This window comes from Micromonospora sp. WMMC415 (assembly GCF_009707425.1).
Classification (GTDB): domain Bacteria; phylum Actinomycetota; class Actinomycetes; order Mycobacteriales; family Micromonosporaceae; genus Micromonospora.
In genome coordinates, this window is sequence record NZ_CP046104.1 from 4,635,938 (window position 1) to 4,660,542 (window position 24,605).

Consider the following 24,605-nt stretch of genomic DNA (forward strand, 5'->3'; position numbering starts at 1 on the left):
CTCATGGACCTCGACGAGCACGCCCACCGGTTCCGCTTCCTGATCCGGGATCGCGACGGCACGTTCGATCGCGTGTTCACCGCGGCCGGGCATCCAGGTGCTCCAGACACCACCGCGAGCGCCGAAGGCCAACGCCTACGCGCGACGCTGGACACGCACCGCGCGGACCGAGTGTCTTGACTGGGTTTTGATCTGCAACCGCCGCCACCTCGAACGCGTCCTGACCAACTACATCCGGCACGACAACACGGCTCGGCCGCGCCGCGGCAACGACCTCGACGTGCCCGTTCCATCAGCGGGTAACGCCGACCCGCGCACGCAGACGCTCGGGCATATCGAACGGGTCGATGTGCTCGGTGGGCTCATCCACGACTACCGCCACGCGAAACCCCATCTCCGCTCTCCTGCATGCACCGGCTACCGTGACTGTGGAGCAATCACCGAGGCAGCCCTCCTGGGAACGAGGAGACTTGAACCCAGGACAGCCTCTTGTCGAGCCCTCTTCAGGGTTTGTCATTGGATACCAAAACCCCTTGTTACCGACCGTAGCCACTCCAAGTCTGTCATTGCTTGGCGCAAGTGGTTGTTTACCTGCACAGATGCAGCCAGGCGCCAATCTCCTTTTGTCACTGATCGTGAGCGTTGGGACAGGGTTCTCGGGGGGCAAACGGGGAACCGTCGGGACCCGTTCGCGCCTCACCGCACCGCCATCACTGCGCAGTTCTCACGCATCGAAGGACGGGCCGGCCCTCAGCGGCAGTCGAACCACCGGGGTTCGTGTCGGATGATCGACATGAATCGATACACAACGCGGACTGCGCCTTGCCGGTGCCATCCCGCTCGGCGATGTGCGCGGTGGCCGGCTCGGCTGACGCGACGTTTCATGCCGCCAAGGCACCGGTTGCAGCGAGCGGTACCGTCATGGCAGGGGTCGCCCACGAACGTCCGGCGCCGCGGGCCGACTACCTTCGATCGTCACGACGTGCTGCGAAGTACGTGTCCGTCGGTGCGTCGCGGAGCCCGGTGACAACTTGCCAGTACGTATATGGCGCGGCGGCGACGCGCTGCCCGCGCAAACCACGGCGCCCCGCCGACGGGCGTCGTCCGGCGCATGCAACGGGTTCCCCAGCAGGACCCAGGCAGTCGAGCGGCCCTCCTACGACCGCCGGGCCCCGAACCGGGGTCGGACGGAAGCCCGGATCGTCACAGCGATGACCCGGGCTTCCGGCGCGGGGCCAAGCGAGCAGCAGATCCTCTCCTACCGTGGGTCGTCGTCTTCGCCGCCTACCACGCCGGTGAGACGAACGTCGGAGGGGTGGGCGGCCAGCGCGGTCACCTGGATTCGCAGGTACGGGAACAGCGGCAGACCCGACAGCAGGGCGTGCAGCTCGTCGTTGTCGGCAACGTCGAAGACGCTGACGTTTGCGTAGTGGCCGGCGACCCGCCAGATGTGCGGCCACTTGCCGGCCCGCTGCAGCTCCTGGCTGTACGCCTTTTCTCGCGCGAGCAGCTCGGCCCGCTCGTCGACCGGCATGTCGCGCGGTAGCTCGACGTCCATTGTCACGGCGAAGAGCATGTCGCTCCCGCCTCCCTCCGGGTCGCTTCGTGCGTTCCTGGTCGGCCCGTGCGCTCAGAAGCGGTCGAGCACGAAGTCGTAGGTGACCTCCTCGCCGGCGCCGTCGGCGCGTGGGGTGGGTGCGATGATCAGGTCCGGCTTGACCGCGGACGCGATGTCGGAGTCGTTGTAGTCGCCGCCATCGAAGTAGAGCTGGGTGGTGACGGAATGGTGGCCGGAGGCGAACACCTTCAGGTGCAAGTGCGCCGGGCGCCACGCGTGCCAGCCAGCGGCTTCGATGAGCTGGCCGGTCGCCCCGTCGTGCGGGATCTGATATGGCGCGGGCTTGACGGTGCGGAAGGCGAAGCGGCCCTCCGGGTCGGCGAGGACGACGCCACGCAGATTCCATTCTGGCAGGCCGGGGGCGAACCGGGAGTAGAAGCCGTTGGCGTCGGCGTGCCAGAGCTCGACGGTCGCGCCCGGCAGCGGGGCGCCGTCGACGCCGCGAACCTGGCCCTGGAACAGCAGCGGCGTGCCAGGTTCGTCGTCTCGCATCGGCAGGGTGGTCGAGCCGACCTCGCTCGGGGCACCGGGGATGTAGAACGGGCCCTCGATGCTGCCCTTGCTGCCCGCGCGGTCGGCGTTGACCACCTCCTCGACGACGTGCTCGACGAACACGTCGAGGAACAGCGGCCATTCGCCGTCCTCACCGACCCGGATGAGCCAGCTCTTCAGCGCGTCGTACTCGGCATAAGTGACTCGGTGCTGATGGATGACCTTGTGCAGAGCCGCGAAGGCGTCGCCGGCCACGGCTGCGACCCGGGCGTGGTCGACCGTGGTCGCCTCGCGGGTCTTGACCTGGAACATCTTCGTGGCGTTCGCGCCGGTTCCGGCGGCGGTCGCGTCGAACTCGGTGAGCTGGTCGGTCATGTCGGTGCCTTTCTGCGTGCACGGTCCCTGGCGGGCGGGTCGGCGGTCGGGGTGTGGGTTGTCGAAGTGGGAGGCACGGGCGTCAGCGGTCCTGGCGGTAGCGGGCGAGCTTGCCCTCGTCGATCTCCTGGCCAAGGCCGGGTCCTTGGCGGACCCGGAGGTGGCCGTCGGTGATCTGCAGCGGCTCGGCAAGCAGGTCGTCGGTCATGTCAAGGAAGTTCGACAGTTCCGCGGCCCGGCGTGCGGTGAGTGGGAAGGCGGCGGCGAAAGCCGCCGCGCACAGCGATCCGAGTTGGCTGTCGATCTGGTTGCCGACGACGACGTCCGCGCCGAGGCCCTCGCACAGGCCGACGAGCCGCTGGCTGACGGTGAAGCCCGTTCGGGATGTCTTGATGCTGATGCCGTTGGCCGAACCGCCGAGCAGCTCGCGAGTGACCTCACTCGGACGCGCAACGCTCTCGTCGGCGAAGAACGGGATGCGGCTCTGCCGCACCAGCCAGCGCCGGCCGAGCACGTCGTCGGCCGGGCACAGCTCCTCGGCGAAGGTGAGGTCGAGGTCCTCCATGGCCCGAAGCGCGCGGGCGGCCTCGCGCGGTGTCCACCCGCGGTTGCCGTCGATGTAGAGTTCGACGTCGGGGCCGAGGGCCTCACGCAGTGCCTGGCACGCCGTCACGTCGTCGGTGAACGGGGCCCGACCCACCTTCACCTTGAAGGTCGTGACCCCGTAGCGGTCGCGGATGCGCTCGGCTTCTGCGACCATCTCGGCGGGCGGAGCGAAGCCGACCATGTGCGCGACCCGCACCCGGTCGGTCCAACCGCCGAGCAGCTCACTCACCGACACCCCGAGGCTTTGGCCGAGGGCGTCCCAGATCGCCATGTCCACGGCGGCCTTGGCGACCGGGTTTCCGACCGTGCGGTTCATCCGGGCCAGGGCGACCTCGCGCTCGAGCACCGACAGGCCCTCAATCGCCGGGCCGAAGACGTCGGTGATGACGGAGCGGACCGAGGTCTGCGTCTCACCGTAGGTGAACGGTCGAGGTGGGGCGTCGGCGTTCCCCACGACGCCGTCACTGGTCCGCACCCGGACCAGCACGTGTTGGGCGACGTGCACTTCGCCGCTGGCGAAGCGCAGCGGCTTCTGGTAGGGGATCGCGTAGGGAATCGCCTCGACCGAGGTGATCTTCACGAGTGTCCTTCCTCTCGGGAGCGGGCCGGCTCAGCGTCGGATCAGCGGGCTGCGGACGACGTGCGTGCCCGAGGCACGGTCCGCGGAGTCGAAGAAGCCTTCGCGGAGGATGTCGCGTGGGAACAGCCGGGCCCGCATCAGCACCTTCATCGTGTCCTCGACCGCCCGAGGGCTGCCGCAGAGGTATGCCACGCGTCCGGAGGCGCGCGGGAAGTCCTTGGCGAGCAGGTCGGTCACCCGGCCCTGCCGGCCGTTCACCGGCTCGCGTGAGACCGCTGGGCGGTAGGAGAACCAGGGCAGCTCCTGCTGGAGCCGCTCATACCTCTCGCGGTCGTAGAGCTCGTCCTTCGTGGCGACGCCGTGGTACAGCACCACCTCGTGCTCCCAGCCTGCCGCCGCGGCGGTGTCGCCCAGCTGCGCGAGGATCGAGGCCAGCGGGGCCAGCCCCGTGCCGGTGCCGACGAGCAGCACCGGCTTGTCCCGCGCCGGCCGCCACGAGAACGTCCCGTACGGCCCGGACAGGGCGACCTCGTCGCCGACGGCGAGATCCTTGAATATCCAGCGGTCGGTGGCCGCGCCGCCCGGATGGCGGCGCACGTGCAGCTCGATGCGCCGCGGGTCCGAGGGGCTGTTGGCGATCGAGTACGGGCGGGTGTCGCCGCCGGGCAGCACGAGCTGCACGTACTGTCCGGCGTTGAACGGCATGGGCCGGGTGAGATCGAGCACCACGCGGCGGACGTCAGGGGCGACCTCCTCGAGCGTTACCACCCGTCCTCGGTGGTCCCGGACGGGGTGGACTTCGACCCCGTCCTCGATGTCGACCTCGCCTTCGACGACGAGGTCGCCGCGGGGGCGGGCCACGCACAGCAGCGCGCAGCCCTCCTCCCGCTCGCTGTCCAGCAGCGCGAACGGCGAGGCGCTGCCGAGGTCAATGTCGCCGTCGAGCACGATGGCCTTGCACGTGCCGCACGTGCCGTGGGTGCAGGCGTGCGGGAGCCAGACGCCCTCGCGAAGACAAGCATCGAGGACGGTCTGGTCCTCCCGGCAGCTCACCTCCGCCCCCAGCGGCTCGACGCGGACGGTGTACGTGGTGGTCATGGATGCTCCGTCCTCAGGCTGCCGGGACGGTGCTGAAGTGGAGCAGGCCCTTGTGTCCGACTCCCAGGTCGGCCAGGGACGCGTGCGGGGAGGCGTGGATCTCGTCGTCGAACAGGCGCCAGCCGCCGACCGTCGCGGGGTCGAAGTCCGGGTCGGACGCCGCCCACGGTCCGACGACGTCGCTGACGAACGTCCCGAACGGCATCGTCCGCGGGACCCGGAACGCCGCCGCGGAGCAGAAGAACGGATTGCCGTCCCAGTGCACGTAGACGAGCTGGTCGTCGCCGAACAGCTCCGCGCGGTCGGCCGAGGGAAAGTCGTAGTCGTACAGTGCCTTGACCGCCACCGTCATACCTCCTTCGCCACGCCGTTGCTGCTGCCGGTTGTTCCTTCCGCGTGCCACGCGGTCCACGCGAGTGCGTCGCGGGAGCCCTTGAACTCGCCGTTGTCGCCCTCCTGGATGCCGTACCACGCCAGCACGTCGGGGACGGTCGGCCCGCCGCAGTTGCCCTGGTAGATCTGGTGCACCGGCAGCCACGCCTGGACGTACTTCTCGGGCTCCCGCTCGAAGATCCACTGACATCCGTCGCTGCAGGTGTGGAACGTCTCGGCGCGGAACTGCGAGCGGCGGTACGAGATCCGGCTGGGGTCGTCGGCCTCGGTGAAGGCCATCGGGATCTGGCAGACCTGGCACAGCTGCGGCAGGCCCATGACGAATGCGCGGCCGCCGGCGGCCTCGATGCGCTCGTGCTTTTCCCACACCGGTCGGTAGTAGCGGTCGAACGTCTCGGGGTACTGCTCCGACAGCCAGCGCATGTGGTCCTGCGTCGGTGTCGAGGTGGTGAAGGCCGCGGCGAACGAGAAGTTGTGGAGAATCTTGTAGACCTCGTGGCTGAGCCGGTCCTTCTCGGCGATCGCCTGCTGCACGTGGCGCGGCGGCTTGATGCCGTAGAACTCCAGGTCCGGGAAGAGCCCGCCGAGCATCTGGTCCTCGAAGTAGAGCTCGAAAGCCTCCTTCCAGCTCATCACCGGCCTGGGGAGCATGTAGTCCATCATCGCGGCGACCAGCGCGGACATCCGGTACGCCCGCCAGAACCACTTGTCGATCCAGTCCTGGATGATCGGCACGTTGTCCTCGTCCTGCTCGAGCAGGAACTTGATCGCCTCCAGGCCGAGCGTCATGTGCCGGCTCTCGTCGGACTGGGCGGAGAACCCGAACGACATCGTCGGCATGTCGCCGTTGAAGCTTGCGCCACTCATGAACGGCACGAAGAGAAGGTTGGTGAGCAGGTACTCGAAGCTGAACGAGATCGAGATGAGGAACTCGAACGGCCCGGCGCTCATGGCGTCGTCGAACAGCGACTTCGGCACCGACAGGTACCAGACCCGGTCGTGCATCTTCGACCAGGAGTGGAAGCCCGAGTAGTACTTGTTGTAGTTGCTGATCGTGTGGATCTGCGTCTGGCAGTGGCGCAGCTCGTCGACGCTCTGGCACAGCGCCGCGAAGCGCGGCGCGGGGCCCTCAAGGTAGCGGGCGAGGTAGGCGAAGTGCCGGTGAGCGGCGTACTCCAGCGGGGTCACGCCCTGGATGAAGAGCTTGATGGCGTTGAGGTAGCTGGCGTCGGACAGCGTGAGGTGGCCCTGGCTCTGCGCGAAGCCGTCGAGGACGGCGTAGAGCCGCTTGTCCTTTTCCGCCTGGTACTTGTAATAGGCGTCGACGGTGAGCCTGAAGGGGTCCTCCCAGCCGTCCCAGTCGTGGACCTTGATGCCCTCGTAGGACGTGAACGGGTAGAGCTTCTCCCGTGGGACGTAGCTCGGCTCCCAATCAAGGTCGCGGGTGAGCAGCGAGTAGCGTTCCTTCATCGGAAGCTTGCGGGCTGGCCTGGCGCCATACGAGGGGGCGTTCTGCTGCATCGTCATGGTGTCGTCAGTGCTCCCACCGGACGACGACGCGGTCGTCGTCCCACTCTGAGAAGTTGCCGGCGTAGGAGACGAGAGCCAGCTGCAGCTCGCCGGTTTCCCACTCGCGGCCGAGCCTGTTCTCGACCGTCTCCCGGTTGATTACGATCTGGCCCGCCGCCTGGAGCTTGACCAGCCCCGGCAGGTGGCGGACGGTGAGTTCGGCGTTGTCCACGCGGATCGCCTCGATGAGGGCGCGGTTCTCCTCGGAATCTTGCAGGTCGATGCCGACCTGGCGCAGGGTGTGGCTCATCGGGCCTCTCCGGGGATCGCGGCGGAGGTGGAGGAGTGGCCGGTGCCGAGCCTGTCGTCAACGACGGCGGTGATCGCGTCGACGGCCTCAAGGGCCCGAGCGCCCCAGGTCGCATCGGCTGCGTCGAGCACGGCGGCGTTGCGCTCCCCATGCTGCGGGTCCTGACGCCAGGCCTTCGTCAGCGCATCGAGCCACTTGCGCTGGTCGGTGAACCAGGCCGTCAGGTGTTGAGCGAACAGCGAGTACGCGCCCGCCCCGCCGGTGAGCGCAGCCTCGTCGAGCCCAGCGAACAGCCGCGGGTACACGAGCTTGTCGACGGCGTCGACGGCGAGCAAGGCGACGGCCCAGTCGTCGAGGACCATGATCTCCTCGACCAAGCGGCGCAGCGGCTGCAAGTGCTCGCCGTCGAGCCACTCGAGCTTGGCGTTCCGCAGCACCTCGGCGCTCCCGCTGGCGAGCGCGATGCCGACGCGGGAGAGCATCTGCGCGTTGCCGATGCGGTCGAACGCGGCAAAGGTGCAGCACTGTTCCAGCGACGTGCCGTAGGCGAAGCGGGAACCGGCGACGGTCACGAGCTGGGCGCCGCTCTCGTAGTGGCGCAGCGGCACGACGACGGTGGCGAGCACGGCGCGCCACGGCGCGGGCATCCGGGCGAGCAGGTCGCGTCCCTCGAGGTAGGTCAGAGTCTTGCCGAACTCCTCGTGCGCCGCCGCACGCTTGGTGACGTACGGCGTGTAGTAGTACTGGCGGGGGTCGGTGAACGCATAAGGGTCGGTCAGGCGCAGGTCGGAGAACCGCTCGTCGTAGAGCTCGCGGTCCTGCGCCCACGTGGGCCGGTAGTGGAAGTTCTCCCGCGGCTCGATGTCGAGGGTGGCCTCCAGGTAACGGTTGGCTGGCTGGTCGCCGAGGCGGTCGATGACGTTCTGGTAGGTCTGCCGAACGGGCTCGATGACCTGATATCGCAGTTCGTACTGCACGGTGGTCTCCGATAGTCGGTGGCGGGTCAGTGGTGGGGTCGGTTGACGCGGGCCGGAGCTATGAGGGAGAGCAGGAGGGCCCGCAACTCGTCTTCGGAGGCGAGCCGCCGCGGCTCGGCCTCGGTACGCCCGTCGGGGCCGACGAGCTCGGCGAGCGCGGTGCGGCCGTCGACGACGGTCCGTACGCGCGCCCAGCGTCCGGCGCAGGCGAGGGTGAAGGCGAGGGCGCCGGGACCGGCCTCGTCGACGAGATCGATGCTGCGGTCGTGGGCGGCGAGCACGGAGTTGGCCTCGCTGACGAGCTGCTCGGCGAGGGAGCGGACGAGCACCTGGGTGTCGGTTGCGCGAGCCACCGGCTCGGCAGCGCTCGGCTGGGTCTCGGGGGTCGGGGCATCCTGGCCGTCGAGGAGGGCTTGGACGGCAGTCATGAACGGGGTCACGGCAGGGCCTTCTCAGGCCGAGCCGGGATCGGCGCCGAAAATCGGCACGAGCCTCGGGTGGCGGGCAAAGAGCGGGCTTCCGGTGCGCGGGCGGCGCGGCCGGTGAAGAGCAGCTTCGAGCTGGCGGGCGTGGTCGTCGCGGCCGGCGCAACGGGCGTCCGGGATGGAGCGGCCGGAACGAGCGCGGGGCGAACGGGTGCGATGGTGTCCACCTGTCCTCCTGATCCTCGCGACCTCGACGGGTGAGGGTGCGATGAGAGGAGGCTCACATCTCCAAACTCGTTTCGTGAAGGACTTGATCCCGCAAGATCCAGAGGCTGAACGTCTTGGTCCGCGTTGGCGGTCAGCGGGTCCAGGTCCCCCCGAGGAACGAGCGGGTCCGGGCGAGTATGCGCTCGACGAGGGGGCCGCTCTCTGCGGCCCGGGTCGCCACCGCCAACTCGACCTCCTGCGTCGTGCCGGCAAGCGGCAGGTAATGCGCGCCGGTGATCCGAAGATGCCGTACCGACGCCGGGACGAGTGCGACGCCCAGGCCCGCGGCCACGAACGACACCAGAGTCGAGGTCTCGGCCACCTCGTGCGCAACCTGCGGTCGGAAGCCTGCGCGCTGGCAGACGTCGAGTACGGCGTCGAACACCACCGAGCGGTGGTGCGAGGGGTAGGTGATGAACGGCTCGCCGCGCAGGTCGGACAGGCGTACGGAACTCCTGTCGGAGAGCGGGTGCGCGGTCGGGAGCGCCGCGATCAGCGGCTCGCGCCGGAGCACCCGCACGTGCAGGTCGGGCTCCCGCACCGGCGGGCGGAGAAACCCGAGGTCCAGGCTGCCGTCGAGCAGGCCCGCGACCTGCTCGGGCGTGAGCATCTCCCCGCGGAGGTCCAGTTCCACACCAGGGGCGCCCTCGCGCAGGACCCTGGCCAGCGAGGGCAGGAGTTCGTAGGTCGCCGAGCCGGTGAATCCGATCGCCACCCGCCCCAGTTCGCCGGCCGCGATCCGCGTGGCCTCGTCGCCAGCGGCGTCCACCGCCGCGAGGATCGCCCGGGCTCGGTCGAGGTAGCGTTCGCCGGCCGGAGTGAGTTCGACCTTGCGGGTCGAGCGGACCAGGAGGACGACGCCGATCTCGCGCTCGAGCTGCTTGATCTGCTGCGACAGCGGTGGCTGGGCAATGTGCAGCTGTTCGGCGGCTCGCCCAAAATGGCACTGCTCGGCGACGGCGACGAAGTAGCGCAGGTGACGGAGCTCCATGCGCGGAGGGTAGGTGGGCACCTGCGGGAGGATCCAGAGCCCTGGCGTATCAATCCTCCCCGGGAACGTCCTTCTCTCGTATAGCCGTAAATTCTTACCCTGCCCTTGTGAAGGACGACGTGGTGATCTGCGAGCCGGTCCGCTCCGCCGTGGGCGCCTTCAGCGGAGTGTTCGCCGTCGTCGCGGACGAGCACCCACGCCCGGGCGCCACGCTGGACGGGCTCGCGGCGCCGTGCCCGGTGGCCGCCACGATCGACCCCGGGGCCACCGTCACCGCGGGCAACGCCAGCGGGCAGAACGACGGGGTGGCGATGTGCGTCGTCACTACCTGGCGCGAGGCCGCGCGTGTCGGGCTCAGACCGCTGCTCCGTCCGGTGGCGTGGGCCGAGGCTGGTGTCAGCCCGGAGTGCATGGGCATCGGGTCCGCTCCGGCCTCGACCGCCGCCCTCGGACGTGCCGGTCTGACACTCGACGACATCGACGTCGTCGAACTCAACGAGGCTTCCGCCGTGCAGGTGCTCGCGTGCCCTCGCGAGTGGAAGGTCGATCCCGTTGACGAGCGGCTCAACCCCAACGGCTCCGGGACCGCCCTGGGCCACCCGGGTGCCACCGGGGCGCGCATCCTCGCCACAACTGTGTACGAGATGCGCCGCCGCGGCAGCCGTTACGGCCTGGGGGCCAGATGCATCGGTGGCGGCCAATGCCTCGCCGCGGTGTTCGGGGGGGTCTCGTGAGCGCTGTGTCCCTGTACCACGAGGTCTCCGGCGCCACGGACGCGCCAGTCGTCGTTCTGTCGAACTCCCTCGGCTCGACGCTGCAGATGTGGGAGCGCCAGGTCGGCGTTCTCTCGACCCGGTACCGGGTCGTCCGCTACGACACGCGCGGCCACGGACGCTCTCCCGTCCCCGACGGGCCCTACTCGATCGACGACCTCGCCGACGACCTGCTGGCGCTGCTTGACAGCCACCACGTCGAGCGCGCCCACCTCGTCGGACTGTCCCTCGGCGGGATGGCCGGCATGCGGCTCGCCGCACGCGACCCCGGGCGGGTCGTCAGCCTCGCCGTACTGTGCACCTCGGCCCGGCTCGAGCCGACGCGGGCCTGGCTGGAACGCGCCGCGGTGGTGCGCGCAGAGGGCAGCCGGGCGGTCGCCGAGGCCGTCGTCAGCCGCTGGTACACCGCCGCCTTCCACCAGACCGAGCCGGGCCGCGTGAGCGAAGCGCGAGCGATGGTCACGGCGACTCCGGCCGAAGGGTACGCCGCCTGCTGCGAGGCGATCGCCGGGATGGACCTGCGTAGGGACCTCGCCGCGATCGAGGCCCCGGTCCTCGCCGTCGCCGGCGAGGACGACCCGGCCACGCCGCCCGAACACCTCGAGCGCATCGCGCAGGGAGTCCGAGCCGGCCGGCTGGTCGTCGTCCCGCGCTCGGCGCATCTGGCCAACGACGAGCAGCCCAATGCGGTCAACGCTGTCCTGCTCGAGCATCTGGCCCGCGCGACAATCGGGGTCAGCCATGGTTGACGCAACGGTTGGTCGACGCAACCTCGTCACGGTGGACGTCAACGCGGCGCTGGCCGATGTTCCCGACGGAGCCACCGTCCTCGTCGGGGGGTTCGGCAGCGCGGGCCAGCCGGTCGAGCTGATCGAGGCCCTGCTGCGCCAGGGTGCCCGCGACCTGACAATCGTCAGCAACAACGCCGGCAACGGCGACACGGGCTTGGCCGCCCTGCTCGCGGCCGGCCGGGTACGCAAGGTCGTCTGCTCCTTTCCCCGGCAGGCGGACTCATGGGTCTTCGACCGGCTGTACCGCGCCGGACAAGTCGAACTCGAGGTGGTACCGCAGGGCACACTCGCCGAACGGCTGCGCGCCGCGGGCGCCGGAATTGGCGCCTTCTACTGCCCCACAGGAGTCGGCACGCGGCTGGCCGAGGGTAAGGAGCTCCGGTGCATCGACGGTCGCAACTACCTGCTCGAGCTTCCTCTACACGGCGACGTCGCCCTGGTCAAGGCACACATCGCGGACACCATGGGCAATCTCGTCTACCGGAAGACGGCGCGCAACTTCGGACCCGTGATGGCGAGCGCGGCGGCCCTGACGATCGCCCAGGTGACACAGGTGGTGCCCACAGGCAGCCTGGACCCCGAGACCGTCGTGACCCCGGGCATCTACGTCGACCGCGTGGTGCAGGTGACGCCGTGACCCTTGCTGTTCCAGCACCTGTCGAGCACCTCAACCGTGGCCCGCTGACACGCAACGAGTTGGCCGCCATCGTCGCGGCCGACATCCCGGACGGCTCGTACGTGAACCTCGGCATCGGCCAGCCGACGACCGTTGCCGAGCACCTGCGGCCGGAGCAGACCATCGTGCTGCATACCGAGAACGGGATGCTCGGCATGGGGCGCGCCGCCACGGGCGACGAGGTCGATCCGGATCTCGTCAACGCGGGCAAGGTCCCCGTCGTCGAGACACCCGGCTGCGCGTACTTCCACCACGCCGACAGCTTTGCGATGATGCGCGGCGGTCACCTCGACGTCTGCGTCCTCGGCGCCTTCCAGGTCTCGGTCGCCGGCGACCTGGCCAACTGGCACACCGGCGAGCCCGACGCCATCCCGGCGGTCGGCGGAGCCATGGACCTCGCCACCGGCGCCAAGCAGGTGTTCGTGATGATGTCGCTGTTCGACCGCGAGGGCGCCCCGAAACTCGTGCCGAAGTGCACCTACCCGCTGACCGGGCTGCGGTGCGTCACCCGGCTCTACACCGACGTCGCGATCATCCACCTCGGTGACGGCGCCGTCCGGGTGGGCGCGACCTACGGGACGTCCGTCGCCGCCCTCGCCGAACGGCTCAACCTCCCGCTGCTGCCTATGGGCACGCGCATCCGACCACTGAAGACGAGTGCCTGAAGTGGGCAGGCACGGTTCCCCCGGTCCTTGGCGCACTTGGTCATTGCGGGCTGCCGAGGGTCGTCGACCGCGGGTGGATGGCCATGCCGGGGTTCGCCGACACACCGGCCGGCTCCAATCCGTACGGCGTCGACGGCTACAAGACCATCGCGTATGAGCTCGGCGCGCACCGCTGCGGTGACCACGACCGCCAGCCGGCGTCGGACGCCTCTCCGGGCCCGTGGATCAGGCAGACCAGCGAGCGCTTCGGGCAGCCCAACAGCGGTTTCCGGCACGGTCAGAGCTGCGTGGGGCAGGGACGAGAATCAGCCATGATGGCAACGCGGGCATGACCCACTTCGCCAGCGAGCTGGCACCAGGGACGCTGTACTCGGTCGTGGAGCTGTCCAATCAGCTCGGGGTCTCACGTACCCCGGTTCGCGAGGCCCTTCTTCAGTTGGCCAGCAACGGGATGGTTCGGTTCGAGCGCAGCAAGGGCGTGCGGATTCTCAAGCTCTCCACGCAGGATATCGAGGAGATCTATATGTTGCGGATCTTCCTCGAGGCACCGGCCGCGTACCACGCCGCCCAGCAGATGCCGCAGGAGCACCGGGAGGCGTTCCAATCGGCGTTCGCCGGGATGCGCGCGGCATGCGAGGTACTCGCGGGCAACCCAGCGGGAGCAGCGAAGGCCGTGCAGGAGCACCTGCTCGGCACACTACGCATGCTTATCCAGCAGTCGACAGGTGACACCGCCGGCGCGGAGGAGTACCAGCCGCCCGTGATCCCCCGCCTTCCCTGACTGACGGTCCTCGCGAAGCGACAGAGATTCGGCGCTTCCCGATGCAGCTCCCCGTGATCAGCCGAGAGTTCGGCGCACGCCGCACCCACTGCGTTCCGTCGCCGCGAATCTCCCCCTGCCAGTGCTTGAGCTCCAGCGCATAAAGGCCGCTGGGGTCAGCACCAGGGCGTCGACCTCGTTGATCGAGCCGTCGGCGCCGACGAACTCGACGCTCGCCTAGCCGTGGTACGGGTCGGCGTCCGGCAGATCGCTGGCCATCTCGCGCAGCCCGTCCTGCTCATGGGCGTACGAGCTGGCATTGATCTGCTCCCAGCGCGGCGAATCCTCACGCACGCACTGGCTCCCTCGACTTCCGGACGATCTATGGCACCTTACCTGCTCTCCCCGCGGCTGTTACTAGAAGCAACGCACGGTCCACGCCCATCCTCGACGCCGAGACGGACAGGCTTGAACCGCATGCATGTTCGGAGTGGTTCGTGACACCCGGGTAGGGAACATTGGGCGGAACCGAGGCGCTACCAGAGCACCGGGCCAGGCATCTACTTCCCGTACGACCGGGCCACGGCGAGGCCACTGGCTGTCGGCAACGACTCACCTCCGTGGCGGCAGATGTTGCGGCTTGTTGATGAGTGGGCTGTGTCGCGGGTGCGACAAGTGGTGACGGCGGCGCCACGTTTTGGTTTGATCGATTCGCCTACCGGCATCGACTCCGCCTCGATCAGGCTCGGACCACCCAGCGAATGGGCTGCTTCGCGAGCCCGAATGAAGGAGGCGCAAACAGGCGGAGATAACGATAGCGTAACGAAGGTCGGCGATCGGTGATTCGTAACCGCGGTTGGCCATACTCAACTATCGCCGGCTGACGTGCAGTGTTATTTGTAGAGCGCAACAAATTCCCCAATGGTCCGTTATCACGCGGGCCTCGACAGGTACACCGACCCTGTAGCAAGGTGTATTCCTCTGAGTACGCTTCGCTGTTTGCGGGTGGGGGGCGTGGTCCGTGCCGGAGCGACGTGGCACCCGAAAGACGTTGATGAATCTCGGCATCTGCATCCTGGCTCTACCGCTGGTCATTCTGGCAGGCGGCACGGGCTGGCTCCGGTACCAGTTCGAGGCGCACGGCGGCTGGATCGGCCAGCACGGAAACCTGCTCGAAGCGGTCGCGCGGATCTTCTTCTTCCTCCTCGCGGCTGGCGCCGGCATAATGATCTTCTCGCGGCTGCGTGATCGGTTAAACCGTGAGACCGCTGACCTCGATCCGCCCGTCCAGCCGGATGTCGCGTGGCTGCAGAGTCTGCAGAGTTCGGCGGCCAACCGGATTACCGAGGACGACCGCAAGGCGATCGCGATGTTCGTGGAGCTGATCGTTGACCCGGCTCGACGCCGCTCCCGTCTCACCGAGACCATCGACCTCGACGAACGAGCCGTCGTGCAGCAGGTCTCGATATCGTTCTCGCTGCCCAACGCCGACGACGGCGGCCGGGCGCTGTACGTGCCGGTCCTACAACCGCTGAAGGGCGACTTAGAGGGCGCGCAAATAGGTCGGCGGGGATGAGCCGGGTAGGAGGTGGGCACAGGCGTCAGTGATCATGAAGGTTCCTACGCCTAGTGATCACTGGAACGCCTGTGCCCGCTGTCCCATCATGGCTGAGCGACCCCTTGTGGGACCAGTTCGCCGCGCTGCTGCCACCCCGCCCCGCTACCGATCCCACCCATCCGTTGGGCTGTCACCGCCGGCGGGTCGCCGACCGGATCGTGTTCGACAAGTTGCTGCAGGTGCTGCGGTTCGGCTGCTCCTACCAGGGCATCGCCGACTCGACCTGCTCGGCCACCACGATCCGCAACCGCCGTGACGAGTGGATCCGCCTGGGCGTGTTCGCCCAGCTCAAGACGATCGCGCTGAACGCCTACGACCGTCTCGTCGGGCTGCTGCTGGACGACCTTGCCGTCGATGGGTGCATCACCAAGGCGCCCGGCGGTGGCGAGGTCGCTGGCCGTTCACCGGTCGACCGCGGCAAGCAAGGCATGAAACGTTCGGTCATGGTCGACGCCCGCGGCATCCCACTGGGCCGCGTCCTGGCCGGCGCCAACCGCCACGACTCCCCGCTGCTGGAATCCACCCTGGACCGGCTCGACGACCTCGGCCCGCTGCCCGGCACCATCACCGTGCACCTGGACGCCGGGTACGACTCCCAGAAGACCCGCGACCTGCTCACCGCCCGCAGGCTGACCGGCGAGATCGCCCGCAAGGGCGTCAAAGCCCCGGTCCAGGCCACCCAGCGGTGGCACGTCGAGCGCACGAACGCCTGGCACAACGCCTTCAACCGGCTACAACGCTGCTACGAACGCAAAGAAGACGTGATCAACGCCTACTTCGACCTTGCCGACGCCGTCATCACCATCCGTAGCCTCATCCGTCAGGCGTGGATCCTGTACCGGTGGGACACCCGCCCCACCCGCCGACCATGAAACCCACCTATCTGCGCGACCTCTTAGTGGACAACTTCCACCTCCGGTCCGCGCGAGGGGAATCGCTGACCACGATGTCGTACGAGGAGTCCGTCCGGCTGGCATCGGCCGGTCTGCGGCTCCTGGTCGAAATGTCCGCCGGTCAGCAACCCACTCCTGAGCACCGCATGCTCGAGGAGGTGGAGCGCGCCGCGGAGCTCGCCCTTCTGCAAATCGTGGCCACCCGCGGACCGATGAACAGCCAGATCGTCGACCGGCGGATGGACGTCATCCTTGAGAAAATTAAGTTTCGCGACGACGAGAGCAGGCAGCGGGTCCGGAAGTACGTCGCCGCGCTCAGTTCGTCGTATCCCATCATCGCCGTTATCCCTGCAGCCGATGTTTCCAGCGGCCGCCTTCTTCTCAAGTACGAGCGCACCTTCATCCCCTCCTCGCTCGTCAGGGGTTGGTGGGGATTGCTGCGCCTCGGCCTGGGCCTCAAGCCCGATCAGGTGGCGGTCCCGGTGGAATTGGCGCTCACCGCCGACAGTTACCACCTGCGGGTCAATGCGCCGTCCAACAAATACGTGCTCAAACAGTTCCTCCAGTGCCGCCACTGTCGCACCTCAGCGACACGACGGTGGCGCGGTAAGCATCCGCGCGGCAAGCAGGATGAGTACGACAAGAACGGTCTCTGCGCGCACGAGGCCGGTCCGACCGCCGAGGTGGACCACCATTTCCGGGTACGCCGGAGGCGCGGGCAGAACTTCGTCCACGTATACATGCGGGGTTACGCCCAGGCGTCGCCGAAGATGCGGGACCTTCAGCTGATCGCCCGGTTCAAGGAGACTCCGCCTGGTGCCAGGGGTCGGGCGGCAGTCACCGCGCTGGCGACGACGCTGCTTATCGCGGTCGTCGGGAACCTGATCACCAACCCGCAGGGAGCTCAGGTGGGCGGTCTGCCGGCCCTGATGCTCGCGCTGCCCGCGGTCGCCGCAGGTTGGTTCGGGATGGCGTCGGACAACAACGCCCTCGTCGGCGGCTCAATGCTCGCCCGCCTGTCCCTCATCATCAGCGGCGCCGTTTCGGTGGTCGCGGTCATTCTCTACCTCGGCTCTCCGCCACCCGCTCTGCCAGCGGCACAGGAGAGCACCCTGGAGCACCTCACATTCGTTGGAATCACCGACTGGCGGTGGATTGTGCTCTGTGCCATCTCCGCCCTGAACCTGATCTACATCTCCTACCGGTTCACGCTGAAGCTCGTGCACTACAACGACCTGCTCAAGCGAGAAGACCTTGGCGCGGGGGAGTTCGCATGGAGATGATGAAGAGAACTGGAGGAGCATTGGCAACATCGGACGAGCCGCAGCCGGCGCAGCCCGAGGAGCGGTACGTGGTGGACGATGCGCTCTGGGTCGTGCCGTCGAGCAACTACGTCGATCCCTCACCACCGTTGGAGACAAGCCTCTTCGACGACCCGAACCGACTCGGCAACGCCTGGCGGCTCACCATGTCGACGCTGAAGGCCGAGGCCCGGGAGTCGAAGGAGCAAAAGCGGCAGATCGAAGAGAAGGCGCGCGCACTGATCGAGGAGGCCGACCGGGCAGTCGCGCCGCCGAACGAGCATCAGCCGGACAGACCGGCGGAGGTCGGTCAGCCGATCGCCGAGGCCAAGGGCGAGACCCCCGATGGTCTGATGGGCCGGCTCGACCGGCTCGCTCAGGCCACCAGAAGACTCACCCTGCGACACGGCTGATGCAACCACCTGTCTCTACCGCCGCTCCGCCGTGGCCTGGGCGTCGTGCTGCTGGATACTCATGCCCGTCACACCTTCTACGCCGGATGGATCTGGCTGAGCAGGCCAAGCTGATCACGATTGCCCCTCGGATTCGGTGAGGAGCAATTCCCACTCCTTCTCCAGGGCTTGATTGATTCGATGGTCGCGGGCGATGGCTTCGTTGAACCAGGTGATGGTGGCGGGCGCCATCGCGAGAATCTGGTTGTAGTTGAGGGCCGCCGGGTTCATGCCAAACAGCAGCCCCGTCTTGAGAAGCGTGCCTGAGGTGGCGATGGTGTGCCCGAGCAGCAGCATGGAGGTGAGTTTGGCGTGCTCCAGCTTCCGTTGCGCTGCGGTACCGCCGGTGGCATAGCTCTTGAGAAGCCAGTACCCGCGGATGATCGCGGACACGACGCCAGGCGTGATGCCCATTGTAAAGAAGTGGCGCAGGTCGTAGCCGTTCGTATACATGTAGCGGGCGACATCGGTCCAGGGCACCTTGACGCCGGAGGGGCCTACCGCGAACGGGGAATTGATCTGTCCGAGTTGAAGCAGGCTGAAGAACGGGGGCTGCACGCCAGCAGGAGTGTAGACGTCCGAGAGTAGATGGCGCACCTGAGTGATGAGCGCGGTGATCAGGTCGACCGGGTCGTAGTTGGTGGCGACCTGGATCAGTTGCCCCGCCTTGTCGATGTAGGTGCCGGTGCCGTGCATGAGATCTGCCACGCCGTAGAGGAAACCCAGGGCCGGATCGTGGCCGAGGCTCTGGAGCCGGTGGGTAGCCGACCGCATGCCGCTGACCAGGCCCCCGGTGGCCTTCGTGGTGGGGGCGTCATAGGGCACTTTGGCGAGCTTCTCGAACCTCTTGAGGAATCGGGCGTAGATGTCTTGGGCGCGGTCACGGTCCTTGAGCCACTTGGTGAGGGGCGATCCCGCCTGCTCCTTGCCTAGGAAGGTGGAGTCCTGGGGGATGCGGACGAGGATGACGTCAAGGAGGGTCGCGAGGGCTCCGGCAACCAGGACGACTGTCCAGTCGGTCTTGTCCCAGCTGACGTCGCCATGTTCCTCGGCGTAGCTGCGCAGGCTGCGAGCTATCTGGCTGGAGGGAAGAACCTGTTGGAGCGGGTCCCGGGTCAGATCGATACCCAACAGATCCAACCGGGCTTCGGCACGCCTGACGAGCTGATCGAAGTCGTCATCAGTCGGGACGATGGGCACGGCGTAACGGGGGTTGCTCGGTGCTTGGAAACTCACGGTGGCCGCTGCGCTCGACGGGGACTCGGGGGCTGGTACGAGGAGGCCCATTGCGTGGAGGCGGGCGCGCACCGCGTCGAACTCGGAATCGACCGAGTCCAGGGTGTCGCTGACGCGACGTTCGCGTTCGAGGACATCCTTGAGGTCGAACTCCACCTGGTCGAACAGGTTCCGCAGTTCGGTCAGCGTGACGGCCTGGTAAGCCACGACAGCGGCGGCAGCCGAGAGCTGGTCACCCGACACTGAGCGGCTCCCGCCGTTCGAAGGCCTCCTGACTGGTCTGCAGATTCACCAGGGCCAGCTCGAAGGCGGCCAGCTCAGCCCTGAGCGCGGCCAGTCGCTCTTCGTTCCTCGTGGTCTGGGTGAGGTAGGCCTCCATCCGTCGAGCGAGCCCCGCGATGTCATCGGTGAGCTCGGCCATCGCCTGCTGGTGATTCTTGATGACTTGCTGAATCAGATGCTCGCGCCGATTCTCTCGCTCACGCTCGTTGGTGGCCAGCACCCAACGCGTCCCCTGATGGACCGCGACGCCGAGAATTACGACCGTGCCGATCCCGGTGGCCATCGCGCTCAAGCCCAGCAAGCCGCCGAACCCCAAGGCCGCCAAACCCGAGGTGATTCCCGCCCCGCTGAGGCCGGAGACGCTGCCAGCAAGACTGATCGCGGCGATCGGGGCACCGAACGCAGCCGCCTTGGCAGCGATGTCCTTGGTGGTGGTCTCCAACTGGCTGGTCGTGATCTTGCCGGAAGCGAAGTCCTCTTCGGTGATCACGAACCGTTCGGTCGCCTCCACGACCTTGTCGGCCGACTCGGCGAACACGAGTCCTGCGACCAGCACGATTCGCTCACGCTCGGCGTCGGCGGCATGCCTGTCAGCACGCGAAATTCGCACCAGGTCGCGCACCAGCACCGTGAACACCGGCTCGCGCTGATCTTCCTCGAGGAGGTCACGCAATTCCCTGGACAGCTCCACCGTGGCGTCGAGAACCCCTGCGCCGCTCACTGCATCGCGTTGCGCCCCAGTGATTTCCCTGCGCAACTCCGATCGCGCTTCGCCGTCGAGACCAATCGTCGATGCGAACAAGTACAGATTCGCGATCTCGCGAGGATCGAGGAGGCCGTCGACCAGCGCCAAGCTCACCAACACCCGGCAATAGAGCAACTTCCCGTCGGCGCTGAGCGCGGACAAGTCGCCGAAATCGGCGGGGTTGCGGGACGACCAGGCCGAGAGGCCGTCCTTGACTTCTTCGACCTTCGCCATCACCTGCTCGGCGGACTGCTTCACTCTCTCCTGTGCATCGCCAGCAGCATCAGCGACAAGCTGCCTCGCGACGTTCGTGCTGTCGGCGACCATCCGTCCAGCGGCGTCGGCAACGCCCTTCAGCCGTCCAAGCCCAACTTCACGAAGGTCCATCGCCATCCCTTTCACGTCTTTGGCGAAAGGCTATCGGTGACCACCGACGAGACGAGGTCCTCCCGGCGGCCCTAGCCCATGTCCTCATCGGCCAAATTTCGATGCCCTACGGCTATGGCGCCGCCAGCCTCGCCGAGCGCTTCTATGCCTGGCGAGCCACCCGGAGTCGGGCCGCCGCCGGGCTGTGTCGCCCCCGGTAAAGGGGGGGGTTTTCGGGGGAAGGTTCAAACTCCATAGAAGAAAGTCAAAGCCCCGACCAGTGTTTCCGCTGGTCGGGGCTTTGCGTCTGTCGGGACGGCCGGATTTGAACCGACGACCCCTTGACCCCCAGTAGTCCGGTGGCCCAGCGGCGTGCTCATGCACGTTTGCCCAGGTCGCCTGAAGCATAAGCCGGCCGAGTAAAGGAGTCGTCGCACCACTCCCCCGGCGACCATCGACTTCGCTGCCGTCAGCCAGACGAGCGGCCCGGGGCTTCCCGCCGGCTGTCGTGGAGTTCATGTCGGAGGGCGAGCCCTAAATACATGATCATGTTGGCAGCTGAACTGCCGCTATCTTGAAATCAGTGGCCGGCAGGTCGATGTCGTGCCAGCCGGCCACGCCGCTCAGACGTACGATCTGGGTCAGGAGGTAGTCATGTCCAGCGGCAATGGCGCACCGCCTGGTTCACGATACGTGGACCAGCGGCACTTCGTGGTCGCCGCCGCCCTGTCCGACCTGCGCGGTCCGGTTCGCGGTGTGGTGACGCTCGACCGGTGGCTGGACTGGTCCGGCGACAGCACGTACGACCTGGACGACGCCGGCGATCTGCAGCTGATGTACCAGACGGTACTGAACCAGGCCAATTCGGTCGCGGACTTGTGCCGATGGTTGCACGGTCCGACGCTGCGCCGCTTGTGGCCAAGCTTGTGGCTGCCGGCCCGCCTGCGGGCCTTGTGGCAGGCACGCTTTCCAGAGCTGACCACGCCGCCGCAGACGCTGGCCGGGTAGGAGTGGATCAGGTTCACCTCCGCCTGGCGGAGATCGGGTTGCGGGTCGCTGCCCGCTACGGGTTCGCGTTGGCCGGCGGCTACGCCGTTGCTGCCCACGGCATCCTGGACCGCCCGAGCGAGGACGTCGACCTGTTCACGGCGTGGGAGCGACGTGGCGAGTTCGCCGCCGCAGTGGACGCTGTCGTCGACGGCTACCGCGCCGGCGGGTATTCCGTCGAGGTGACGCAGCAGTTCGACACCTTCGCCCGGCTCGCGGTCACCGATCCCGCTCAACCTACACATCCGTACAAGGTCGAACTGGCGGCCAACTGGCGCGCGTTGCCGCCGGTGATGATGGACGTCGGGCCGGTGCTGCACGCCGACGACGTCGTCGCGGGCAAGATGTCCGCCCTGTACACGCGCGCCGAGCCTCGAGACTTCCTGGACATCGACGCTGCCCTCATGACCGGTCGCTACACCCGGACGCGGCTGTGCGAGCTGGCCGAACAATCCGACGCGGGGTTCGACCGGCGCATCCTGGCAGACCTGTTCGGAATGTTGGAGCGCTACCCGGACCGCCGTTTCGCCGCCTACGGTGCCGACCCCGCCCACATCTGCGAGATGCGCAAACGCTTCGCGCAATGGCGCGAAGAACTCACCGCCAACCTGCCCTAGCGTTGTTTGAATGGTGCGACGCGCGTGCCCTGGTGGCGGTACGACCACCGCAGCCCTGTATCAATGGATGCGTGACGGCGACATCGACCGCTGGTTGCCCGTGTGATTGCGCCGGCGAGTTGGCGCTGATCCGCGCGGAACTGGCGACCTTGCGAGCCGAGGTGGCACGGCTGGCCCCGGGTCCGCGTGGGGCGCCGGCGCGGGAGCAACCGTTGCAGGCCGGATCCGTTGGCGCGCGGGAGCGGATCGCGGCCGAGCGGGTGGCGTTGTTCCGGTCGTTGTTCGTCGGTCGCGACGACGTGTACGCCCAGCGGTGGGAGAAGGACGGCCGCAAGGGCTGGTACCCGCAACTGGAACGACTCCCGAGCCAGACGTGGCAGGAAGCCAAGGACGCCCGCCGGTACCGACCGCTGACCGACGCGGTGCTCCACGATCACCTGGCCGGGAAGATCAGCGCCGGGTTGTATCCGATGCTGGCCGATGACACCTGCCGACTGCTGGCCTGCGACTTCGACGGCGCGCAGTGGCAACTCGACGCCCAGGCGTACGTCCAGGCAGCGGAGGCGGTCGGGGTGTCGACGGCGGTGGAGATCTCCCGCTCCGGTCAGGGCGCCCACGTCTGGACCTTCTTCAGCGAGCCGGTGCCGGCGGTGGAGGCGCGAGCGTTGGGGTTCGGGCTGCTGCGCGAGGCGATGACGGTCCGCGGTGAGCTTGGGCTGGACAGCTACGACCGGTTCTTCCCCTCCCAGGACCACCTGCCTGCCAAGGGTGAGGGGCTGGGCAACCTGATCGCGCTGCCGCTGCAGAAGCAGTGCCGCGACGCCGGCACCACCGTCTTCGTCGACCCGGCTACGTTCACGCCGTACCCGGACCAGTGGGCTTCCCTGGCTGGTGTCGCCAAGCTGGGACTGGCCGAGGTGCAGCGGTTCGTCGCCGATCTCCGGCCGGTCGCGGTCGGCCCCGAGGCGTCGCTGTTCCGCTCGGCGCTGCGACCCGACGCGGCGCCACCGGTCGTGGTGCGCGCCGAGTGGGCGGGAATGCTCGCGGTACGCCGGGCCGGTCTGCCGCCGTCGCTGCTGGCCTCCCTCAAACACGCCGCGTCGCTGGCCAACCCGGAGTTCTACAAGAACGAGAACCTTCGCCTGTCGAGCTGGAACACGCCCCGGTACATCCGCTTCTACACAGAGGACCTGGAATGCCTGTACCTGCCACGGGCCATGGCCGGGAAGGCCGCGGAGTTGGTGGCACCGGCGGGCAGCCGGCTGGAGATCGACGACCGGCGCGCTGACCCGCCACGCATCGATGTGGCGTTCACCGCGACGCTGCGCGACCGGCAACCCGACGCCGTCGCCGAGCTCACGCGCTACGACCACGGCGTGCTGGAGGCACCGCCCGCATCCGGCAAGACCGTCATGGGCTGCGCCCTGATCGCCCACCACCGCACACCCACCCTGGTACTGGTTGACCGGGCACCGCTGATGGACCAGTGGCGCGAACGCCTCACCACCGTGCTCGACATCGATCCCGCGCGGGTCGGGCAGATCGGCGGCGGAAAGACCAAACCGACCGGCGTCATCGACCTGGCCATGATGCAGACCGTCGCCCGCATGGACGACACTGCCGAACGGCTGTCCGGGTACGGCCTCGTGATCGTCGACGAAGCCCACCACGCCGGCGCCCCGACCGTGGAGAAGGCGCTGCGGCGCATCCCGGCCCGCCGCTGGATTGGCCTCACCGCCACCGCCTACCGCCGCGACGGTCTCGGCCCGATCATCTTCATGCACTGCGGACCTAAGCGGCACACCATCCCGATGATCGACAAGACCGACCCCGAAGCCCCGCACCGCCGCCTGCACGTCCACCAGACCGCGTTCGCCCTGCCTGAGGACGTCGACACCGCTAAGCCGGGGGCGATCACCTCGGTGGTGTTAGGCGGTCTTATCGCCGACGACACCCGCAACGACCAGGTCTGCCACGACGTCCACACCGCCCTCGACCGGGGCCGCAACTGCCTGGTCCTGACCCGGCAGACCGCCCACGTCGAGGCCCTCGCGAAGCGACTGCGCGACCTCGACCACGACCCGCACCTGCTCTACGCGACCCGCAAGACCAAGGACCTCAAGCAGGTCCTCACCTTCCTGGCCGACCCGCCCGCCGACGGGCCACCACTGCTCGTCATCGCCACCGACAAATACGTCGGCGAAGGCTACGACTGCCCGAAGCTGGACACCCTGTTCCTCGCCCACCCCGTGTCGTTCAGGCAGCATGGTCCAGTACGTCGGCCGGATTCTGCGCGCCCACCCCGGCAAGACCAGCGTCGAGGTCCACGACTACGCCGACGAGCAGGTCGGCGTACTGGCCGCCATGTGGCGCAAACGGTCCCGCTCATACATCCAACTCGGCTTCACGCCCACCGCCGACAGCGGCCGGTGAACGCAGCCGCCGCCCACTGCGCGTCAGTCAGGTCATGCCGCCTCGTCACCACTACAGTGGCCACGAGGTCTCCGTGCTGATCGTCTGTCTAGTCGATGAACCATCACCCTTCAACGTCTGTACGTGTTCTTCGTGATGGAAGTCGGCAACCGGTACGTGCACATCCTCGGCGTCACGGCCAACCCCGACGGGCCATGTACCGTCCAGCAGGCCCGGAACTTGCTCATGGACCTGGGCGACCGGGCCGAACGGTTCAAGGTGCTGATCCGGGACCGCACCGGACAGTTCACCGCCGCCTACGACGCCGTA

At 67.9% G+C, this 24,605-nt stretch carries 27 protein-coding genes; 15 read left to right on the top strand and 12 right to left on the bottom strand.

The features are described 5' to 3' along the window. The first annotated feature begins 3 nt into the window (after positions 1 to 3). Entirely contained in the window at positions 4 to 180 is a 177-nt protein-coding gene (locus tag GKC29_RS30110; RefSeq protein ID WP_230689156.1) for a hypothetical protein, read from the top strand. Then, positions 98 to 1,027 (top strand): transposase, encoded by a 930-nt coding sequence (locus tag GKC29_RS21885; RefSeq protein WP_230688764.1) that lies wholly within the window; start codon positions 98 to 100, stop codon positions 1,025 to 1,027. The genes GKC29_RS30110 and GKC29_RS21885 overlap by 83 nt, the downstream gene beginning before the upstream one ends. 231 nt (positions 1,028 to 1,258) lie before the next feature. Here GKC29_RS21885 and catC read toward each other — a convergent pair whose 3' ends face one another. The 10 genes from catC to GKC29_RS21935 all read right to left on the bottom strand — a co-directional run bounded on the left by catC (position 1,259) and on the right by GKC29_RS21935 (position 9,641). Continuing rightward, positions 1,259 to 1,564, bottom strand: coding sequence for a muconolactone Delta-isomerase (catC, locus tag GKC29_RS21890; protein WP_370463273.1), 306 nt, complete (start codon positions 1,562 to 1,564; stop codon positions 1,259 to 1,261). 66 nt (positions 1,565 to 1,630) lie between these two features. Beyond that, entirely contained in the window at positions 1,631 to 2,485 is an 855-nt protein-coding gene (gene catA / locus GKC29_RS21895; protein ID WP_155332602.1) for a catechol 1,2-dioxygenase, read from the bottom strand. Between the two features lie 82 nt (positions 2,486 to 2,567). Next, entirely contained in the window at positions 2,568 to 3,671 is a 1,104-nt protein-coding gene (locus GKC29_RS21900) for a mandelate racemase/muconate lactonizing enzyme family protein (protein WP_155332603.1), read from the bottom strand. Between the two features lie 30 nt (positions 3,672 to 3,701). Next, the gene (locus GKC29_RS21905; RefSeq protein ID WP_155332604.1) at positions 3,702 to 4,769 is read right to left on the bottom strand and encodes an NADH:ubiquinone reductase (Na(+)-transporting) subunit F; all 1,068 of its coding nucleotides are present in this window, start codon (positions 4,767 to 4,769) and stop codon (positions 3,702 to 3,704) included. A 13-nt stretch (positions 4,770 to 4,782) separates the two neighbouring features. Then, positions 4,783 to 5,115, bottom strand: a complete 333-nt coding sequence (locus tag GKC29_RS21910; RefSeq protein WP_155332605.1) for a phenol hydroxylase subunit P4 — start codon at positions 5,113 to 5,115, stop codon at positions 4,783 to 4,785. Between the two features lie 2 nt (positions 5,116 to 5,117). Next, entirely contained in the window at positions 5,118 to 6,632 is a 1,515-nt protein-coding gene (locus GKC29_RS21915; RefSeq protein WP_230688765.1) for a YHS domain-containing protein, read from the bottom strand. A 64-nt stretch (positions 6,633 to 6,696) separates the two neighbouring features. Beyond that, entirely contained in the window at positions 6,697 to 6,981 is a 285-nt protein-coding gene (locus tag GKC29_RS21920) for an MmoB/DmpM family protein (protein WP_155332607.1), read from the bottom strand. After that, a complete protein-coding gene (locus GKC29_RS21925; RefSeq protein ID WP_155332608.1) occupies positions 6,978 to 7,958 on the bottom strand; it encodes a phenol 2-monooxygenase in 981 nt (326 codons plus the stop codon). Before GKC29_RS21925 ends, GKC29_RS21920 begins: the two co-directional genes overlap by 4 nt. A gap of 26 nt (positions 7,959 to 7,984) precedes the next feature. Beyond that, positions 7,985 to 8,386 (bottom strand): hypothetical protein, encoded by a 402-nt coding sequence (locus tag GKC29_RS21930; protein WP_230688766.1) that lies wholly within the window; start codon positions 8,384 to 8,386, stop codon positions 7,985 to 7,987. Between the two features lie 355 nt (positions 8,387 to 8,741). Then, a complete protein-coding gene (locus GKC29_RS21935) occupies positions 8,742 to 9,641 on the bottom strand; it encodes a LysR family transcriptional regulator (protein ID WP_155332610.1) in 900 nt (299 codons plus the stop codon). A 107-nt stretch (positions 9,642 to 9,748) separates the two neighbouring features. On the opposite strand from GKC29_RS21935, the gene GKC29_RS21940 reads away from it, so the two are divergent. From GKC29_RS21940 to GKC29_RS21990, 10 genes are all read left to right on the top strand, one after another. Beyond that, positions 9,749 to 10,375, top strand: a complete 627-nt coding sequence (locus tag GKC29_RS21940) for a hypothetical protein (protein ID WP_230688767.1) — start codon at positions 9,749 to 9,751, stop codon at positions 10,373 to 10,375. Beyond that, on the top strand, positions 10,372 to 11,163 hold the full coding sequence (gene pcaD / locus GKC29_RS21945; RefSeq protein ID WP_155332612.1) for a 3-oxoadipate enol-lactonase: 792 nt from the start codon (positions 10,372 to 10,374) through the stop codon (positions 11,161 to 11,163). Before GKC29_RS21940 ends, pcaD begins: the two co-directional genes overlap by 4 nt. Beyond that, on the top strand, positions 11,156 to 11,842 hold the full coding sequence (locus tag GKC29_RS21950) for a 3-oxoacid CoA-transferase subunit A (protein WP_155332613.1): 687 nt from the start codon (positions 11,156 to 11,158) through the stop codon (positions 11,840 to 11,842). The genes pcaD and GKC29_RS21950 overlap by 8 nt, the downstream gene beginning before the upstream one ends. Continuing rightward, entirely contained in the window at positions 11,839 to 12,546 is a 708-nt protein-coding gene (locus GKC29_RS21955; RefSeq protein WP_155332614.1) for a 3-oxoacid CoA-transferase subunit B, read from the top strand. Before GKC29_RS21950 ends, GKC29_RS21955 begins: the two co-directional genes overlap by 4 nt. 83 nt (positions 12,547 to 12,629) lie before the next feature. After that, positions 12,630 to 12,878: a hypothetical protein gene (locus GKC29_RS21960; RefSeq protein ID WP_155332615.1), complete on the top strand. Its 249-nt coding sequence runs from the start codon at positions 12,630 to 12,632 to the stop codon at positions 12,876 to 12,878. Next, entirely contained in the window at positions 12,875 to 13,327 is a 453-nt protein-coding gene (locus tag GKC29_RS21965) for a GntR family transcriptional regulator (RefSeq protein ID WP_155332616.1), read from the top strand. Before GKC29_RS21960 ends, GKC29_RS21965 begins: the two co-directional genes overlap by 4 nt. A gap of 1,033 nt (positions 13,328 to 14,360) precedes the next feature. Next, the gene (locus tag GKC29_RS21975) at positions 14,361 to 14,882 is read left to right on the top strand and encodes a hypothetical protein (RefSeq protein WP_155332617.1); all 522 of its coding nucleotides are present in this window, start codon (positions 14,361 to 14,363) and stop codon (positions 14,880 to 14,882) included. A gap of 71 nt (positions 14,883 to 14,953) precedes the next feature. Beyond that, the gene (locus tag GKC29_RS21980) at positions 14,954 to 15,796 is read left to right on the top strand and encodes an IS5 family transposase (protein WP_155328897.1); all 843 of its coding nucleotides are present in this window, start codon (positions 14,954 to 14,956) and stop codon (positions 15,794 to 15,796) included. Continuing rightward, the gene (locus GKC29_RS21985) at positions 15,766 to 17,100 is read left to right on the top strand and encodes a hypothetical protein (protein ID WP_155332618.1); all 1,335 of its coding nucleotides are present in this window, start codon (positions 15,766 to 15,768) and stop codon (positions 17,098 to 17,100) included. The genes GKC29_RS21980 and GKC29_RS21985 overlap by 31 nt, the downstream gene beginning before the upstream one ends. After that, positions 17,091 to 17,531, top strand: a complete 441-nt coding sequence (locus tag GKC29_RS21990) for a hypothetical protein (protein ID WP_155332619.1) — start codon at positions 17,091 to 17,093, stop codon at positions 17,529 to 17,531. The genes GKC29_RS21985 and GKC29_RS21990 overlap by 10 nt, the downstream gene beginning before the upstream one ends. Before the next feature lie 114 nt (positions 17,532 to 17,645). Here the strand turns inward: GKC29_RS21990 and GKC29_RS21995 are convergent, their stop codons facing one another. Both GKC29_RS21995 and GKC29_RS22000 read right to left on the bottom strand, forming a co-directional pair. Continuing rightward, a complete protein-coding gene (locus GKC29_RS21995) occupies positions 17,646 to 19,049 on the bottom strand; it encodes a hypothetical protein (RefSeq protein ID WP_155332620.1) in 1,404 nt (467 codons plus the stop codon). After that, positions 19,039 to 20,226 carry a TerB family tellurite resistance protein gene (locus GKC29_RS22000; protein ID WP_155332621.1) on the bottom strand — a complete coding sequence of 396 codons (1,188 nt, stop codon included), beginning with the start codon at positions 20,224 to 20,226 and terminating at the stop codon, positions 19,039 to 19,041. Before GKC29_RS22000 ends, GKC29_RS21995 begins: the two co-directional genes overlap by 11 nt. 627 nt (positions 20,227 to 20,853) lie before the next feature. On the opposite strand from GKC29_RS22000, the gene GKC29_RS22005 reads away from it, so the two are divergent. The 3 genes from GKC29_RS22005 to GKC29_RS22015 all read left to right on the top strand — a co-directional run bounded on the left by GKC29_RS22005 (position 20,854) and on the right by GKC29_RS22015 (position 24,376). Then, a complete protein-coding gene (locus tag GKC29_RS22005; protein ID WP_155332622.1) occupies positions 20,854 to 21,207 on the top strand; it encodes a hypothetical protein in 354 nt (117 codons plus the stop codon). Between the two features lie 2 nt (positions 21,208 to 21,209). Continuing rightward, positions 21,210 to 21,863, top strand: a complete 654-nt coding sequence (locus GKC29_RS22010) for a nucleotidyl transferase AbiEii/AbiGii toxin family protein (protein ID WP_155332623.1) — start codon at positions 21,210 to 21,212, stop codon at positions 21,861 to 21,863. Positions 21,864 to 22,075: 212 nt separating this feature from the next. Beyond that, complete coding sequence (locus GKC29_RS22015; RefSeq protein WP_196255688.1) at positions 22,076 to 24,376, top strand: DEAD/DEAH box helicase; 2,301 nt, start codon at positions 22,076 to 22,078, stop codon at positions 24,374 to 24,376. Positions 24,377 to 24,605 lie beyond the last annotated feature (229 nt).

Coding starts and splice junctions, on each gene's coding strand:
- GKC29_RS30110 (WP_230689156.1), top strand. CDS start 4: ATGGACCTCGACGAGCACGCCCACCGGTTCCGCTTCCTGATCCGGGAT.
- catA (WP_155332602.1), bottom strand. CDS start 2,485: ATGACCGACCAGCTCACCGAGTTCGACGCGACCGCCGCCGGAACCGGC.
- GKC29_RS21905 (WP_155332604.1), bottom strand. CDS start 4,769: ATGACCACCACGTACACCGTCCGCGTCGAGCCGCTGGGGGCGGAGGTG.
- GKC29_RS21915 (WP_230688765.1), bottom strand. CDS start 6,632: ATGAAGGAACGCTACTCGCTGCTCACCCGCGACCTTGATTGGGAGCCG.
- GKC29_RS21920 (WP_155332607.1), bottom strand. CDS start 6,981: ATGAGCCACACCCTGCGCCAGGTCGGCATCGACCTGCAAGATTCCGAG.
- GKC29_RS21930 (WP_230688766.1), bottom strand. CDS start 8,386: ATGACTGCCGTCCAAGCCCTCCTCGACGGCCAGGATGCCCCGACCCCC.
- GKC29_RS21935 (WP_155332610.1), bottom strand. CDS start 9,641: ATGGAGCTCCGTCACCTGCGCTACTTCGTCGCCGTCGCCGAGCAGTGC.
- GKC29_RS21950 (WP_155332613.1), top strand. CDS start 11,156: ATGGTTGACGCAACGGTTGGTCGACGCAACCTCGTCACGGTGGACGTC.
- GKC29_RS21960 (WP_155332615.1), top strand. CDS start 12,630: ATGCCGGGGTTCGCCGACACACCGGCCGGCTCCAATCCGTACGGCGTC.
- GKC29_RS21965 (WP_155332616.1), top strand. CDS start 12,875: ATGACCCACTTCGCCAGCGAGCTGGCACCAGGGACGCTGTACTCGGTC.
- GKC29_RS21975 (WP_155332617.1), top strand. CDS start 14,361: ATGAATCTCGGCATCTGCATCCTGGCTCTACCGCTGGTCATTCTGGCA.
- GKC29_RS21990 (WP_155332619.1), top strand. CDS start 17,091: ATGGAGATGATGAAGAGAACTGGAGGAGCATTGGCAACATCGGACGAG.
- GKC29_RS22000 (WP_155332621.1), bottom strand. CDS start 20,226: ATGGCGATGGACCTTCGTGAAGTTGGGCTTGGACGGCTGAAGGGCGTT.
- GKC29_RS22005 (WP_155332622.1), top strand. CDS start 20,854: ATGTCCAGCGGCAATGGCGCACCGCCTGGTTCACGATACGTGGACCAG.